Annotated in this window: 15 protein-coding genes; 11 read left to right on the forward strand and 4 right to left on the reverse strand. The window is 72.2% G+C overall.

Annotated elements, in window-relative coordinates:
- Positions 1-5: 5 nt before the first annotated feature.
- Positions 6-1,016 (reverse strand): ABC transporter permease, encoded by a 1,011-nt coding sequence (locus tag K330_RS0102390; protein ID WP_029202228.1) that lies wholly within the window; start codon positions 1,014-1,016, stop codon positions 6-8.
- A 75-nt stretch (positions 1,017-1,091) separates the two neighbouring features.
- Positions 1,092-2,795, reverse strand: coding sequence for an ABC transporter substrate-binding protein (locus tag K330_RS0102395; RefSeq protein WP_022920259.1), 1,704 nt, complete (start codon positions 2,793-2,795; stop codon positions 1,092-1,094).
- Between the two features lie 166 nt (positions 2,796-2,961).
- Here K330_RS0102395 and K330_RS0102400 point away from each other — a divergent pair, with 166 nt between their 5' ends.
- The 7 genes from K330_RS0102400 to K330_RS0102430 all read left to right on the forward strand — a co-directional run bounded on the left by K330_RS0102400 (position 2,962) and on the right by K330_RS0102430 (position 10,290).
- The gene (locus tag K330_RS0102400) at positions 2,962-3,402 is read left to right on the forward strand and encodes a (deoxy)nucleoside triphosphate pyrophosphohydrolase (protein WP_022920260.1); all 441 of its coding nucleotides are present in this window, start codon (positions 2,962-2,964) and stop codon (positions 3,400-3,402) included.
- 37 nt (positions 3,403-3,439) lie between these two features.
- On the forward strand, positions 3,440-5,350 hold the full coding sequence (gene typA / locus K330_RS0102405; protein WP_022920261.1) for a translational GTPase TypA: 1,911 nt from the start codon (positions 3,440-3,442) through the stop codon (positions 5,348-5,350).
- Positions 5,347-6,219, forward strand: a complete 873-nt coding sequence (gene mshB / locus K330_RS0102410; RefSeq protein ID WP_022920262.1) for an N-acetyl-1-D-myo-inositol-2-amino-2-deoxy-alpha-D-glucopyranoside deacetylase — start codon at positions 5,347-5,349, stop codon at positions 6,217-6,219. Before typA ends, mshB begins: the two co-directional genes overlap by 4 nt.
- A gap of 68 nt (positions 6,220-6,287) precedes the next feature.
- On the forward strand, positions 6,288-6,743 hold the full coding sequence (locus K330_RS0102415) for a flavin reductase family protein (protein WP_022920263.1): 456 nt from the start codon (positions 6,288-6,290) through the stop codon (positions 6,741-6,743).
- A gap of 51 nt (positions 6,744-6,794) precedes the next feature.
- Positions 6,795-8,579 (forward strand): VanW family protein, encoded by a 1,785-nt coding sequence (locus tag K330_RS0102420; protein ID WP_022920264.1) that lies wholly within the window; start codon positions 6,795-6,797, stop codon positions 8,577-8,579.
- 45 nt (positions 8,580-8,624) lie between these two features.
- Positions 8,625-8,951: a ferredoxin gene (gene fdxA, locus K330_RS0102425; protein WP_022920265.1), complete on the forward strand. Its 327-nt coding sequence runs from the start codon at positions 8,625-8,627 to the stop codon at positions 8,949-8,951.
- A gap of 40 nt (positions 8,952-8,991) precedes the next feature.
- Entirely contained in the window at positions 8,992-10,290 is a 1,299-nt protein-coding gene (locus K330_RS0102430; protein ID WP_022920266.1) for a citrate synthase, read from the forward strand.
- Between the two features lie 83 nt (positions 10,291-10,373).
- On the opposite strand, the gene K330_RS18640 is transcribed toward K330_RS0102430, so the two are convergent.
- Positions 10,374-11,216 (reverse strand): hypothetical protein, encoded by an 843-nt coding sequence (locus K330_RS18640; RefSeq protein WP_022920267.1) that lies wholly within the window; start codon positions 11,214-11,216, stop codon positions 10,374-10,376.
- A 62-nt stretch (positions 11,217-11,278) separates the two neighbouring features.
- On the opposite strand from K330_RS18640, the gene K330_RS18645 reads away from it, so the two are divergent.
- Genes K330_RS18645 through K330_RS0102455 form a run of 4 tightly spaced genes read left to right on the forward strand, consistent with a single transcriptional unit; the run spans position 11,279 to position 14,234 of the window.
- Complete coding sequence (locus K330_RS18645) at positions 11,279-12,043, forward strand: LOG family protein (protein ID WP_040657628.1); 765 nt, start codon at positions 11,279-11,281, stop codon at positions 12,041-12,043.
- 18 nt (positions 12,044-12,061) lie between these two features.
- A complete protein-coding gene (locus K330_RS18650; protein WP_022920269.1) occupies positions 12,062-12,367 on the forward strand; it encodes a DivIVA domain-containing protein in 306 nt (101 codons plus the stop codon).
- On the forward strand, positions 12,364-13,002 hold the full coding sequence (locus tag K330_RS0102450) for a DNA-3-methyladenine glycosylase I (protein ID WP_022920270.1): 639 nt from the start codon (positions 12,364-12,366) through the stop codon (positions 13,000-13,002). The genes K330_RS18650 and K330_RS0102450 overlap by 4 nt, the downstream gene beginning before the upstream one ends.
- Complete coding sequence (locus K330_RS0102455; RefSeq protein WP_022920271.1) at positions 12,999-14,234, forward strand: hypothetical protein; 1,236 nt, start codon at positions 12,999-13,001, stop codon at positions 14,232-14,234. Before K330_RS0102450 ends, K330_RS0102455 begins: the two co-directional genes overlap by 4 nt.
- A gap of 21 nt (positions 14,235-14,255) precedes the next feature.
- Here the strand turns inward: K330_RS0102455 and K330_RS0102460 are convergent, their stop codons facing one another.
- Positions 14,256-15,053: an enoyl-CoA hydratase/isomerase family protein gene (locus tag K330_RS0102460; RefSeq protein WP_022920272.1), complete on the reverse strand. Its 798-nt coding sequence runs from the start codon at positions 15,051-15,053 to the stop codon at positions 14,256-14,258.
- Positions 15,054-15,057 lie beyond the last annotated feature (4 nt).

Below are 15,057 nucleotides of genomic sequence, written 5' to 3' on the forward strand. Positions count from 1 at the left end.
GCTCCTCACTTGGTCCGGACGCGCGGGTCGATGACCGCGTAGGCGATGTCGACCAGCAGGTTGACGAGGATGTAGATCAGGGCGGCCATCATGATGAGGACCTGCAGCACGGGGTAGTCACGGCGCTCGAAGCCGATGGCCAGCGCCTGCCCGATGCCCTGGAAGGCGAACACCTTCTCGGTCAGCACGGCGCCCGCGAGCAGCGCGCCGATCTGCAGGCCGACCACCGTGACGACGGGGATGAGGGCGTTGCGCATGATGTGCCGCACCCGGATGACCCGCGGGGTCAGCCCCTTGGCGCGAGCCGTCCGCACGTAGTCCTCCTCCATGACGTCGATGACGGCGGCCCGGGTGATCCGGAAGATGATGGCGAAGGGGATGGAGGCCAGCGCCAGCGCCGGCAGGAGCAGGTGCTTGAAGGCGTCCCAGGCGGCGTCCCACTCCCGGGTGAGGATGCCGTCGAGGACGTACATGTTGGTGATGTGGGTGGCGTTGATCCCCACGGTCTGCCGCCCCGAGGGCGGCAGCCAGCCCAGCTGCACCGCGAAGACGTACTTCAGGACGTAGGCCAGGAAGAAGACGGGGACGGCGACGCCGACCAGGGAGAAGACCACGCTGCCCGTGTCGAGGGGGCCACCGCGACGGCGCGCCGCGACGTAGCCCAGCGGGATGGCCAGCGTCAGCGCGAGGATCATCGCGAAGATGCTCAGCTCGACGGTCGCCGGCAGGCGCTGGAAGAAGACGTCCAGGGCGGGCTCCCCGCGGAAGACGCCGTTGGAGACGCCGAAGTCGCCGCGCAGGGCACGCTGGAGGAAACGCCAGTACTGCACGTAGAGCGGGTCGTCCAGGCCGAGTGCGGAACGCAGGGCCGCCGCGTTCTCGGGGGTGCCCCGCTCCCCGAGCAGTGCGCTGACGACGCCGCCGGGCAGGGAGCGGAGCCAGGCGAACAGCAGGACGCTGAGCACGAAGAGGGCGAGCAGCGCCTGCAGCGAGCGGCGCACGATGAATCTGAGCACGGGAGTCGGCTTCCTCGAAACGGGCTCGGGCCCCGCCCTCCCCGAACGGATCGGGGAGGGCGAGGCCCGGAGGGGTCACTCGGTGATGGTGACGGTGGCGAAGTTCTCCGCCGTCAGCGGGCTTGCGACCATGCCCTGCACGTTCGGACCCACGACGATCGCGGGCGGGCTGTGCGAGAGCGGCAGCCCGGGCAGCCAGTCAGGGCTCATGATCTGGGCGTTGAGCTCCTCGTACATCTGGGTACGGGTCTCCTCGTCCGCCTCGGCGTCCGCCGCCGCGATCTGCTCCTGCAACTCCTCGTGCCAGTCGTAGGCGCTCGTGCCGAACTGGTTGTCGTCGCCGCAGAAGAACGCGCACAGGAAGTTGTCCGCCGAGTTCAGGTCACCCGTCCAACCCAGGAAGAAGGCGGGCGCACGGCTGTTCTGGGTGTCGTCGATGTAACCGCCGGCCCACGGCTTGGTGACCGTCTCGACCGTGATGCCCGCGGCCTCCCAGTCGGCCTTCACCGCGTCGTAGACGCGCTGGGGGTCCGGCATGTAGGGACGCGTGACCTCGGAGGGGTACCACAGCTCGATCGTCAGGTCGGACAGGCCGGCCTCCTCGAGCAGCTGCTGAGCCTTCTCCGGGTCGTACTCGTAGGCCTCGATCGACTCGTTGTAGCCGCTGACCGTGCTCGGCATGAACTGCGTGGCCACCTCGGCGCCCTCGGGCAGCTGGGTGGAGACGAACTGCTCGCGGTTCAGCGCGTGGTAGAGCGCCTGCCGGACCAGCGGGTCCTCCAGCTGCGGGTCGGCGACCGGGTTGAGCGCCAGGTAGAGGATGTTGAACGGGTCGCGGATGAGGACCTGGTTGCCCGAGTCCTCCAGCGCCTGCCAGTCCACCGGGTTGGGCAGGTCGTAGCCCTGGATGGTGCCGGCCTCCAGCTCCTGACGGCGGGCGTTCTCGTCCGGGACGATCTTGAAGACGAGGGTCTCCACCCCGGCGGGGTCGCCCCAGTAGTCGTCGAAGCGGGTCAGGGTGACGGTGCCGCCGGCGTTGTCGTAGCCCTCGAACTGGAACGGCCCGGTGCCGGTCGGGTGGGAGGTGGCGTACTCGGGGAAGACGAACGCCTCACCCTCGAGGGCGATGCCGTTGGCGTCGTACTCCTCCATCGCCGTGGGCGACTGGATGGCGTAGGACGACTGCGAGAGCACCATCGGGAACTTGCCGGTCACCCGGCTGACGACGACCTCGGCCGTGAGGTCGTCCGTCGCCTCGCAGGACTCGTAGAGCGAGTCCTCGCCGAAGCCGAAGTCGTTGCCGTAGTAGTAGGCGCCCGAGGGGTTCTGACCGGCCTCGTTCTGGTCGGCCCACCGCTCGAAGTTGGCGCAGACCGCCTCGGCGTCGAAGTCGGTCCCGTCGTGGAACTTCACCCCCTCCTGCAGCTCGAAGGTCCAGGTCAGCCCGTCCTCGCTCTCCCAGCTGGTGGCCAGCTCGGGGACGCCCTCGGTGCCGCCCTCCTCGATGCCGATGAGGTTCTCGTAGATCTGCCGGGTCACCCGGAAGGTCTCGCCGTCGCTGGCGTAGAACGGGTCGAACGTCGTCGGTGCTCCTGCCGCGCCGAACACGAAGGTGGCGTCGCTGGCGGCCGCGCCACCGTCACCCTCGGTCTGCGTGGAGTCGCTGCCGGTGTCTCCGTCGGCGCCCGTGCCGGAGTCTCGCTCCGACTCGGCGCAGGACGTGAGCACCAGGGCGAGCGTGGCGACCGTCGCCAGCGCTCCGACCTTGCGGTTCTTCATCGTGCCTCCTACAAGGGGTCAGCCGGGCACCACGTCGGTCCGGCACCGACGAAGCCCATCACACCGCGGTGCCGCTTGGGAAGGGGTGCGGCCAAGTCGTGACGGGACCGTGACCTGCCCCGGCGTCACGTCGTGCGCCTCCCGGCCGCCCGGGCAGGATGGGGGTATGACGTACAGCTGCGCGCGGGTGCCGGTCGCCGCCGTCGCCCTGGTCGACGACCTGGCCCGCCCGACCCGCCTGCTCGCCGCCCGCCGCAGCGGCCCGCCCGCGCTGGCCGGGGGCTGGGAGTTCCCCGGCGGCAAGGTCGAGCCGGGTGAGCCGCCGGCCGGAGCGGCGGTCCGCGAGGCCCGCGAGGAGCTCGGCGTCCGGGTCGAGCTGGGCGACCCGGTGGGCCCCGGGCCCTGGCCCCTGGGGGCCACCCACGAGATGTGGCTGTGGTGGGCGGTGACCTGCCCCGGTGAGCCCGAGCCGCAGCCGCTGGCCGACCACGACGAGCTGCGGTGGGTCACGCTGGAGACCCTGCGCGACGTGCCCTGGCTCGCCAACGACCGGGCGGTCGTCGACCACGTCGAGGCCTTCCTGGTGCCCGTGGCCGACCTCGCGTGAGGCGCAGGCATCACCTCATACCTGCGAGAATGTGCCTATGCCCCTCACCGAAACCGGTACCGGCGTGCGCGCCGACATCCGCAACGTCGCCATCGTCGCCCACGTCGACCACGGCAAGACCACTCTTGTCGACGCCATGCTCACCCAGGGCGGAGCCTTCGCCGAGATGCGGGGGGAGCACGACGACCGGGTGATGGACAGCGGTGACCTGGAGCGCGAGAAGGGGATCACGATCCTGGCCAAGAACACCGCGATCCGCTACACCGGTGCCCACGCCCCCGAGGGCGGCATGACCATCAACATCATCGACACCCCCGGCCACGCCGACTTCGGTGGTGAGGTCGAGCGCGGCCTGTCGATGGTGGACGGTGTCGTGCTGCTGGTCGACGCCTCCGAGGGACCCCTGCCGCAGACCCGCTTCGTGCTGCGCAAGGCCCTCGCCGCCCGGATGCCGGTCGTGCTGTGCATCAACAAGGTGGACCGCCCGGACAGCCGCATCAGCGAGGTCGTCGACGAGGTCTACGCCCTGTTCATGGACCTGCTCGACGACCACGACCCCGAGGCGGTCGAGGCGGCGCTGGACTTCCCGGTGGTCTACGCCTCCGCCAAGGCCGGCCGCGCCTCGCTCACGGCGCCCGCCGACGGGGGGCTGCCCGACAGCCCCGACCTCGAGCCCCTCTTCGAGACGATCCTGGGCACCGTCCCGGCACCCACCTTCACCGAGGGGGCCCCGCTGCAGGCCCACGTGACCAACCTCGACTCCAGCCCGTTCCTGGGCCGGCTCGCCCTGTGCCGCGTGCACGAGGGCACGATCAGCAAGGGCCAGCAGGTCGCCTGGTGCCGCCGCGACGGCTCGGTGCAGCGGGTCAAGATCACCGAGCTGCTCCTCACCGACGGCCTGGAGCGCAAGCCGGCCGACGAGGCCGGTCCGGGCGACATCATCGCGATCGCCGGGATCCCCGACATCACCATCGGGGAGACCCTCGCCGACGCGGAGGACCCGCAGCCCCTGCCCCTCATCACCGTCGACGAGCCGGCCATCTCGATGACGATCGGCACCAACACCTCGCCGCTGGCCGGCCGGGTCAAGGGCGCGAAGGTGACGGCCCGCCTGGTCAAGGACCGCCTCGACAAGGAGCTCGTCGGCAACGTCTCGCTGCGGGTGCTGCCCACCGAGCGGCCGGACGCCTGGGAGGTGCAGGGCCGCGGTGAGCTGGCGCTGGCGATCCTCGTGGAGCAGATGCGGCGCGAGGGCTACGAGCTCACGGTCGGCAAGCCGCAGGTGGTCACCAAGGAGGTCGACGGCAAGCTGCACGAGCCGGTCGAGCGCCTGACGATCGACACCCCCGAGGAGCACCTGGGGACCATCACCCAGCTCATGGCCGCCCGCAAGGGCCGCATGGAGCAGATGACCAACCACGGCACGGGCTGGGTGCGCATGGAGTATGTCGTGCCCTCCCGCGGCCTCATCGGCTTCCGCACCGAGTTCCTCACCGAGACCCGCGGCACCGGCATCGCCCACCACGTCTTCGACGGCTACGCACCCTGGTTCGGCGAGATCCGCACCCGGCAGTCGGGCTCGCTGGTCTCCGACCGGGCGGGGGTGGCGACGTCCTACGCGATGTTCAACCTGCAGGAGCGCGGCACGATGTTCCTGGAGCCGACCACCGAGGTCTACGAGGGCATGATCGTGGGAGAGAACTCCCGCGCCGACGACATGGACGTCAACATCACCAAGGAGCGCAAGCTCACCAACGTCCGCTCCGCCGGCGCCGACGTCCTGGAGCGGCTGGTCCCGCCGCGCCTGCTCTCGCTGGAGCAGTCGCTGGAGTTCTGCCGCGAGGACGAGTGCGTCGAGGTCACGCCGGAGGCCATCCGGGTCCGTAAGGTCGTGCTCGACCAGAACCTGCGCGCCCGCGCGGCGGCCCGGGCGCGCAACCAGTCGTGACCCGCCGGCCCGACCTGCGCGACGGGCTCCCCGCCGCGGAGCCCGGCCGGCCGCTGCGGCTGGTCGCCGTGCACGCCCACCCCGACGACGAGACCCTGGCGACCGGCATCGCCCTGGCCTCCCACGCGGCGGCCGGTGACGAGGTGCACGTGATCACCTGCACCCTGGGCGAGGAGGGCGAGGTCATCCCGCCGCCGCTGGCCCACCTGGAGGGGTCGGAGGACCTCGGCCCGCACCGCCAGGCAGAGGTCGCGGCCGCCACGGCCGCGCTCGGCGTGCGCCACCACTGGCTCGGGGGCGACCCGCCGCGCTGGCGGGACAGCGGGATGGAGGGGTCGGCCGCGGCCGGGCACCCCCGGGCCTTCGCCGCGGCGCCGGTCCACGAGGCGGCGGCCGTGCTGGCCGCCCAGCTGGAGCAGATCGGCCCCGACGTGGTCCTCACCTACGACGTCGAGGGCGGCTACCGCCACCCCGACCACGTGCAGACGCACCGGGTCACGGTGGCGGCGCTGGCCTGCCTGCCCCGGCCCCGGCGCCCGCGGCTCTACGCCGTGCTCACGCCGCGGTCCTGGGCGGAGGAGGACCGGGCCTGGCTGCAGGCCCACGTGCCCGACGGGGTGACCGGCCCGGCGGGCGGGGCGGTCGTCGTGCCCGCGGCGGACGCGCCATACCCGCCCTCGGTCGTGGAGGACGAGCTGGTGACGCACGCGGTGGTGGCCCCGTCCGCGCTCCCGGCCCAGGTGGCGGCGCTGCGCGCCCACCCGACCCAGGTGACCGTGCACGACGGGTGGTACACGCTGAGCAACGACATCGCCGCCCGGCTGGCGGGTCGTGAGGGCTACGCGCCCGTGGAGGTGGAGGGGCCCTGAGCAAGGACACCGCTGCGGACGCCGGGCGCGCGCCCGGCCAGGTCGACGTCGACCGGTACCGGCAGGCCATGGGCCGGTTCGCCACCGGCGTGACCGTCGTGACGTCCCGTCACCGAGGCCACGACGTCGCCCTCACGGTCGGCTCGGTGGCGAGCGTGTCGCTGGACCCGGTCCTGCTGCTCGTCAGCCTGCACAACGAGGCGCGCGTGCTCGAGGGCGTCGACGCGGGGGAGGGCTGGGCCGTCAGCGTGCTGCCGGCCCGTCACCGGGGGCTGGCGGCGTGGCTGGGGGAGCCCGGGCGGCCCCTGCACAACCAGCTGGCGCGGATCAGCCACCGGCGCGGCGACGTGCTGGACGTGGCGATCGTCGACGACGCGCTGGCGGCCTTCGAGTGCCGCACGCACGCCGTCCACCCGGCCGGCGACCACAGCATCGTGGTCGGCGAGGTCGTCGCCGTGCACGCGCCGACGACCGACGATCCGGCCCTGGTCCACTACCGTGGGCGGCTGGGAGAGCTGCGGTGACGAGGGATGCCCGGCGACGAGACCGTGACGACGTCGGAAGGACACCGGCACATGAGCCAGACGGACACCAGGCCTGACCGCCTGCGCGAGGAGGACGGCGGGGGACCGGGCCGCGAGTGGGTCTCGGTGGTGCTCCGGCTGCTCGCGGCGGTCGTGGTGCTCGGCGGTGCCTACGTCGGCACCGCCCTCTACTTCGCCGACCGGCCGCCTGCCGGGATGAGCGTCGAGGGCGTCGACATCGGCTCGATGACCCGCGACCAGGCCGTGGCGCACCTGGAGCAGGAGCTGGTGCCCCGGCTCCAGGAGCCCCTGACCGTGACGGTGGAGGCGCAGGACGAGGAGGGGTCGCCCGAGGAGCTCGCGCTCGTCCCGGCCGAGTCGGGCCTGTCCTACGACCTGGACGCGACGCTGGAGGGCGCCGTCGGGCGCAGCTTCGACCCGCGGGTGCTCTGGGCGCACGTGTCCGGCTCCGGACGCGAGCTGGAGCTCGTCGGGGCGGTGGACCGGGAGGCGCTGACGGCCGCGGTCGGTGCGCTCGCGCAGGAGTATGACGCCGAGGCCGTCGAGGGAGAGGTCAGCATCACCGAGCAGGGCGTCGAGGTCGTCGAGGCGGGGTCCGGCCGCACCCTCGACGTGCCGGCGACCGTCGAGGCCGTCGCGGCGGCCTGGCCGGAGCAGGAGGCCGTGGAGGGCAGCGCCAGCAGCGTCGCCCCCGCCCTGACCGCAGAGGAGGTCGAGCGCTTCCGCGGCGAGCAGGTCGAGCCGGCCCTGTCGGCGCCGGTGAAGGTGACCGCCACCAGGGGCGAGGACAGCGTGACGGCCGAGGTCGCCCCGCGCGAGATCGCCGAGATGCTGTCCGTCGAGCGGTCCGAGGACCAGGCCTCCCTGTCCCTGGTTCTCGACGAAGAGGCCCTCCTGGCGCGGGTGCGCCAGGACCTCGGCCAGCTGGAGCGGGGGCCGCGGGACGCGACCGTCCGGCTGGAGGGCTCCGAGGTCGCGGTCGTGCCGGCACGGACCGGTTTCGCGCTCGACGAGGAGGGGCTGCCGGACGCCTTCCGGCAGGCGCTGACGGCCGAGGGCGAGGACCGCACGATCACCCTCGAGCTCGAGGAGATCGAGCCGGCCATCCCGACAGCGGCCTCGGAAGGCTGGACCTTCGGCACCATGTCGCGCTTCGAGTCCGTCTTCCCGACCGGCGAGCTCAACGCGCCCCGCACCGCCAACCTCACGGCGGGCGTCCGCAACGTCAACGGCACGGTGGTCATGCCGGGCGAGCAGTTCCGCCTCTCGCAGGCGCTCGGCGACCTCAGCAAGGCCGGCGGCTACGTGGAGGCCCCCATCATCCAGGACGGCCGCCTGGTCATGGGCCTGGGCGGCGGGCTGTCCCAGGTGTCGACCGTCGTCTTCAACGCGGCGTGGTCCGCCGGGGTGCAGCTCGACGAGCACACGCCCCACTCCTTCTACATCGCCCGCTACCCCGCCGGGCGTGAGGCCACCCTGGCCGTGCCCGTGATCGACAACGCCTGGACCAACGACACCGACAACCCGATCGTGGTGCGCAGCTGGATCACCGGGGACACGATCGTCATGGAGCTGCTGGGCGAGCGGCAGTACGACGTGCGCACCATCGACGGGCAGTGGCGCGACCGCACGACCGGCGAGCGCACGGTCGACGACAGCCCGGAGTGCGTGCCGCAGAACCCCGCCGAGGGCTTCACCGTCACCACCGTGCGGATCCTGTCCAGCGGCGGCCGCGAGGTGGGCCGTGACGAGTTCACGACGACCTACCAGCCGGCCGACGAGATCATCTGCACGCACCCCGACGCGGGGTACTGACGCCCCGTGCGAGGAGCACCCTCGCGGACGGCATACTCTTGGCCCATGACGTATGTGATCGCCCAGCCGTGCGTGGACCTCAAGGACAAGGCCTGCATCGAGGAATGCCCGGTCGACTGCATCTACGAGGGGGAGCGCTCGCTCTACATCCACCCGGACGAGTGCGTGGACTGCGGCGCCTGCGAGCCGGTGTGCCCCGTCGAGGCGATCTACTACGAGGACGACGTCCCGGAGGAGTGGGCGGACTACTACAAGGCCAACGTCGAGTTCTTCGACGACCTCGGCAGCCCGGGCGGCGCGGCCAAGATGGGTGTGATCCCCAAGGACCACCCCCTCGTGGCGGCCCTGCCGCCGCAGTCGCACGACGAGTGACCCGACCCCTCGCCCGGCCCACCCATCCCAGGAGGACCCGATGACCGACACGACGACCACCACCGCCCCCGTGCTGCGGCACGGGGACCACGAGCTGCCGCTGAAGGTCGTGCCCGCGGTCGAGGGCAACAACGGCCTCGACATCAGCGCCCTGCTCAAGACCACCGGGGACACCACCCTGGACGTGGGCTTCGTCAACACCGCGTCCTGCCAGTCCGAGATCACCTACATCGACGGTGACGCGGGGATCCTGCGCTACCGCGGCTACCCGATCGAGCAGCTGGCCGAGCAGTCCAGCTTCCTGGAGACCACCTACCTGCTCATCTACGGCGAGCTGCCGAGCGCCTCCGAGCTCGAGGCCTTCGACCAGCGCCTGCGCCGCCACACGCTGCTCGTCGAGGACATGAAGAACTTCTTCGACGGCTTCCCCCGGGACGCCCACCCCATGTCGGTGCTGTCCTCGGCCGTGTCCGCCCTGGGCACCTTCTACCAGGACAGCCACGACCCGCACGACGCCGAGGCCGTGGAGATCTCCACGATCCGCCTGCTGGCCAAGATCCCCACGATCGCCTCCTACGCCTTCCGCAAGAGCCAGGGCCAGTCGCTGCTCTACCCCGACAACGACTTCAACCTCGTCGAGAACTTCCTGTGGATGACCTTCGGCCAGCCCACCGAGAAGTACGACCTGGACCCCGACCTGGCCAAGGCGCTGGACCTGCTGTTCATCCTGCACGCCGACCACGAGCAGAACTGCTCCACCTCCACGGTGCGCCTGGTCGGCTCCTCCGAGGCCAACCTGTTCAACGCCATCTCCGCCGGCATCCACGCGCTCTCCGGCCCGCTGCACGGCGGTGCCAACTCCGCGGTGCTGAACATGCTCGGCCAGATCCACCGCGACGGCGGCGACGTCAAGGAGTTCGTCCGCAAGGTCAAGAACAAGGAGCAGGGCGTCAAGCTCATGGGCTTCGGCCACCGGGTCTACAAGAACTACGACCCGCGTGCGGCCATCGTCAAGAAGACGGCCCACGAGCTCTTCGAGAAGGCCGGGCACAACCCGCTGCTCGACCTGGCCATGGAGCTGGAGCAGACGGCCCTCGAGGACGACTACTTCGTCGAGCGCAAGCTCTACCCCAACGTCGACTTCTACACAGGCCTGATCTACGAGTCGATGGGCTTCCCCAGCAACATGTTCACCGTGCTCTTCGCGATCGGCCGCCTGCCGGGATGGATCGCCCAGTACCGCGAGATGATCAACGACCCGGCCACCAAGATCGGGCGCCCGCGCCAGGTCTACATCGGCGAGTCGGCGCGCGACTACCTGCCGGCCGCCCAGCGCTGACCTGCTGCTGAGCCGGGCCCCGACGGCCCCCGCCCGCACCCGCGGCGGGGGCCGTCGGCGTCAGCCCACCTGGAGGACGGGCGTCAGCCCACCTCGACGACGACCGTCGTGCCGCCGACCGGGTCGGCGGCCTCGGAGAAGGAGCTGGAGCGGGCCTCCCGCGACCACTCACGTCCGCCGACCTGCACCGACGCCACGTCCTCGGTGGCCGCGTGGCTGACCGCCCAGGTGGCGACGGCCCACGCCGTGGCCTCGTCGGGCAGCTCGAGGGTCAGCGTCCCGCGGGTGGCGTCCGGGGTGCCCGTGACCCCCAGCTGGGCGGCGGCCTTGGCCGCGAGGTCCGCGGCGCTCCCGTCCCCGCGGAGGTCGTCGAGGGCGCAGCCCATCGAGGTCGAGGTGCCCTCCTGGCCGGTGAGCACCGAGGCCAGGACGCGTCCCTCCCACTCGTGGTCGGCGTAGGCGTCGGGAAAGGCGCTGCGCTGCACCTCCTGCGCGACCTCGGTCACGACCCCGGTCTGCCAGCCGTCGACCTGGACGAGGGCGTCGTAGAAGGCGTTGCTCGCGTAGACGGGGTCGAGGATCTGCTCGACGGTGCCCCACCCCTGGCTCGGTCGCTGCTGGAACAGGCCCTGGCTGTCGGCGTCGCCGTAGCGCAGGTTGCGCAGCTTGCTCTCCTGGATGGCGGTCGCCAGGGCGATGGTGACCGCCCGGGGCGGCAGCCCACGCTGCACCGCCACGCCGGCGATCGTGGCGGCGTTGGCGGCCTGCTCCGGCGTGAGGGAGACCTCGCGGTCCGCGGCGGCGAAGACGCACCCGGGCGGCGACAGCTCGTCAGCCACCCAGCGTGCGCCGACCACGGCGGCCACCGCCGTGGCCCCGACCAGGGCCAGGGCGGTCAGCGTCCGTCCGGGCGAGGTCCGTGGCACGCCCCCGAGTGTAGGTCGCTGCTGCCCCGTCCCCGAACCGGCGCTGGCATAGGGTCGGAGGCGTGGAACGACGACGACGCGACTACCAGAGGGGGCCGGAGACCCTGCGCGGGTCGAGGGTGCCCAGGAGCACCACGGACCAGCGGCTTCTGGACAGCAGGGGCTCGGCGGACTGGGTGCACACCGACCCCTGGCGGGTCATGCGCATCCAGTCCGAGTTCGTCGAGGGCTTCGGCAGTCTTGCCGAGCTGGGGCGGGCCGTGGCCGTCTTCGGCTCGGCCCGCACGCCCGCCGACCACCCCGCCTACCGGCTCGCCGAGCAGGTCGGCGCCGGACTCGTGCGCGCGGGCTACACCGTCATCACCGGGGGCGGGCCGGGAGTCATGGAGGCGGCCAACAAGGGCGCGACCGAGGCGGGCGGGACCTCCGTGGGCCTGGGGATCGAGCTGCCCTTCGAGGCCGGGCTCAACGAGTACGTCAACGTGGGCATCAACTTCCGCTACTTCTTCGTGCGCAAGATGATGTTCGTCAAGTACAGCGAGGGCTTCGTCGTGCTGCCCGGCGGGGTCGGCACCCTCGACGAGCTCTTCGAGGCCCTGACGCTGGTGCAGACGGGCAAGATCACCAGCTTTCCGATCGTGCTGCTCGGCCGGGAGTTCTGGGGCCCGCTGATGGACTGGGTGGTGGGCACCCTCGTCGGGGAGGGGATGATCGCGCCGGAGGACGTCGACCTGGTGCGACTGACCGACGACGTGGACGAGTGCGTCCGCTGGATCGTGCAGGAGCGGGAGGAGCGCGGCAGGTCGGACTTCATTCCGACTTCCTGACGTGCGAGGATCGGTGCCGTGATCATCGTCGTGGCGGTCGTGGCCGTGCTCCTGCTGGGCGCGGTGACGGCGTGGCTCGTCAGCAGGCTCGACGTGCCCGGTGTGCCACCGGCGGTGACGACGGAGTCGGCGCGTCCGCTGCCGTCAGGCCCTCTGGGCGAGGACGACCTGCACGACGTCCGCTTCGACCAGGCCGTGCGGGGCTACCGCATGCAGCAGGTCGACGAGGCGCTGTCCAGGCTGGGCCGGGAGCTGCACGAGCGGGACGCCGAGATCGCCAGGCTGCGGGACGCGGCCGAGCACAGGGAGGCCAGCCCCGGATGACCACGACCACACCGCACCCGGACCTCTTCGTCGGGCCCGACGGGGTGGTGCGCTGCAGCTGGCCCGGGCTGAGCCACACCGACTACCGCGACTACCACGACCGCGAGTGGGGCAAGCCGGTCCACGGTGAGACCGCGCTGCTCGAGCGCCTGTGCCTCGAGGGCTTCCAGACGGGGCTGTCGTGGCTGGTGATCCTGCGCAAACGGGCCTCCTTCCGCGCCGCCTTCGCCGGCTTCGACGCCGACGTCGTCTCCCGCTTCGACGACGCCGACGTCGAGCGGCTGCTCACCGACGAGTCGATCGTGCGCAACCGCCGCAAGATCGAGGCGACGATCCAGAACGCCCGAGCCACCGTGGCCCTGCGCGAGTCCGGCGGGCTGGAGGAGCTGCTCTGGACGCACGCGCCGGAGCCCACGCCGCGGCCGATGCGCTTCGCCGACGTGCCCACGCAGACCCCTGAGTCCGAGCTGCTGGCCAAACGCCTGCGCAAGGCCGGGTTCGTCCAGCTCGGCCCCACGACCGTCTATGCCGCGATGCAGGCGTGCGGGCTCGTCGACGACCACCTCGTCGGCTGCTTCCGGGCGGGCGCCTCCCGCTCGGGGTCCCGGGTCCCCGGGGCGCGCGTCACCTCATGACGGGGGCCGTCGCCCCCCGCCTGCGACGCACCCTCGACCTGCGCTTCGTCCTGGCCGTGCTCCTGGCCTGGACCGTGCTGCGCGGCCTGAGCACCGTGCTGCTCGTGGTGCTGGCGCACGGGTGGCAGGACCCGGTGGTCTACGACCGTCCCGGGGTGCCGCGCTACTTCCAGCTCGCCACCCTCTGGGACGGAGCCTGGTACGAACGGATCGCCACGGAGGGCTACCCCGACACCCTCCCGGTGGACGGCGACGGCGACGTGCGGCAGAACGCGTGGGCGTTCTACCCCGTCTTCCCCCTCCTGGCCAGGGGCCTGACGGCCCTGACCGGCCTGCCGTTCGCCGTCACGGGCACGGTCGTCGCCACCGCCCTGGGGTATGCCGCGGCCGTCGTCGTGGCAGGTCTGCTGCGGGAGCGGGTGGGGACGTCCGGTGCGCTCGGCGCGGTCGTCCTGCTCGGCGCGTTCCCGACCTCCCCGACCTTCCAGGTCGCCTACACCGAGTCGCTGGCCCTGCTGCTGCTGGCGGCCGGGCTGTGGCTGCTCGTGCGACGACGGTGGCTGGCGGCGGGGGCGGTGGCCCTGCTCACCGGTCTGGCCCGCCCGATCGGTCTGCCTCTCGGGCTGGTCGCGCTCGTCGCGGTCTGGCTGCGCTGGCGGCGGCGGCACGACGAGCCGGTGTCTCCGGGCGAGTACGCCCGGATGGCCAGCGCCCTCGTCGGGTGCGGCCTGGCGGGGCTCGTGTGGCCGGCGGTGGCGTGGGCGCGCACCGGCGTGCCCGACGCCTACACGGTCACCATGTCCGCGTGGCGCGGAGGAGAGCGGGTCACGCCGTTCCGGCCCACCCTGGAGCGGGTCCAGTGGCTGTTCGGCGACGTGGGCGGCCCCGTGCTGCTCGCCGCCGGGCTGCTGGCGCTGGTGCTCGCGGTGACCGGCCCCTGGGCCCGGGGGCTCGGGCCCGAGCTGCGCACCTGGTGCCTGGCCTACGTCCTCTACCTGTTCGCGGCGCTCGACCCCTGGACGAGCATCTACCGCTACCTGGTCCTGCTCTTCCCGGTCCTCGTCCTGCTCGTCGGCGGCGGGTGGGATCGTGCCGATCCCCGTGCACCCTCCGGGCCGCGATGGCTCCTGGTGCTGCGGACCGTCGTCGTGGCCGCTCTGTTCCTGGGCTGGCAGGTGTGGTGGTCCTGGGAGCTGTTCCTGTTCGTTCCGCCCCGCGACAACCCGCCGTGACCGGCACGCCCGGGTCGGCGGTCAGCGCCCGCTGAAGCTCGGGGGCTCCTTGGCCAGGAAGGCGTCCACGGCGGCGCGGTGGTCCTCGCTGAGCCCGGTGCGGGTCATCATCTCGTCCTCGAAGTCCAGCGCGTCGGCGAGGGCGTGGGAGGAGGAGAAGGCGATGGCCCGCCGGACGGCGCCGTAGGCGCGGGTGGGGCCGGCGGCGAGGGTCCGGGCGACCTGCCCGACCCGCTCGGCGAGCTCGGCGTCCGGGACGACCTCGGTGGCGAGCCCCAGCTCCAGCGCCTCCCTGGCCGGGACGGTGCGCGGGAAGTAGAGCAGCTCCTTGGCCCGCCCGGGCCCCACCAGACGGGGCAGCGACCAGGAGGTCCCGGAGTCGCACGACAGGGCGATACCGGTGAAGGCCAGGTTGAAGCCGGCCGACTCCGCCACGTAGCGCAGGTCGGCGGCGAAGGCGAAGGCCGCCCCTGCCCCGGCGGCGACCCCGTTGACGGCAGCCACGACCGGCTTGTCCATCGTCGCGATCAGCTCCACGACGGGGTTGTAGTGCTCGGCCACCGTCGTCCACAGCTGCTGCGGGTCCTCCCCGAGCAGCCGCACGTGCTCCTTGAGGTCCTGGCCGACGCAGAACGCCCGCCCGGTCCCGGTGAGCACCACGCACCGCACGTCGGGGTCCGAGGCCGCGGCACGCAGCTGCGCCAGGAGAGCCTCCTTCGTGCGCACGTCGAGGGAGTTCATCGCCTCGGGGCGGGAGAAGGTGATCGTGGCGACGCCGTCGGAGCGCTCGGTCACGACGGGTGAGGGCTCGGTGCTCATGGCC

It is taken from the genome of Ornithinimicrobium pekingense DSM 21552 (assembly GCF_000421185.1).
In the GTDB taxonomy this organism is placed as follows: Bacteria; Actinomycetota; Actinomycetes; order Actinomycetales; family Dermatophilaceae; genus Ornithinicoccus; species Ornithinicoccus pekingensis.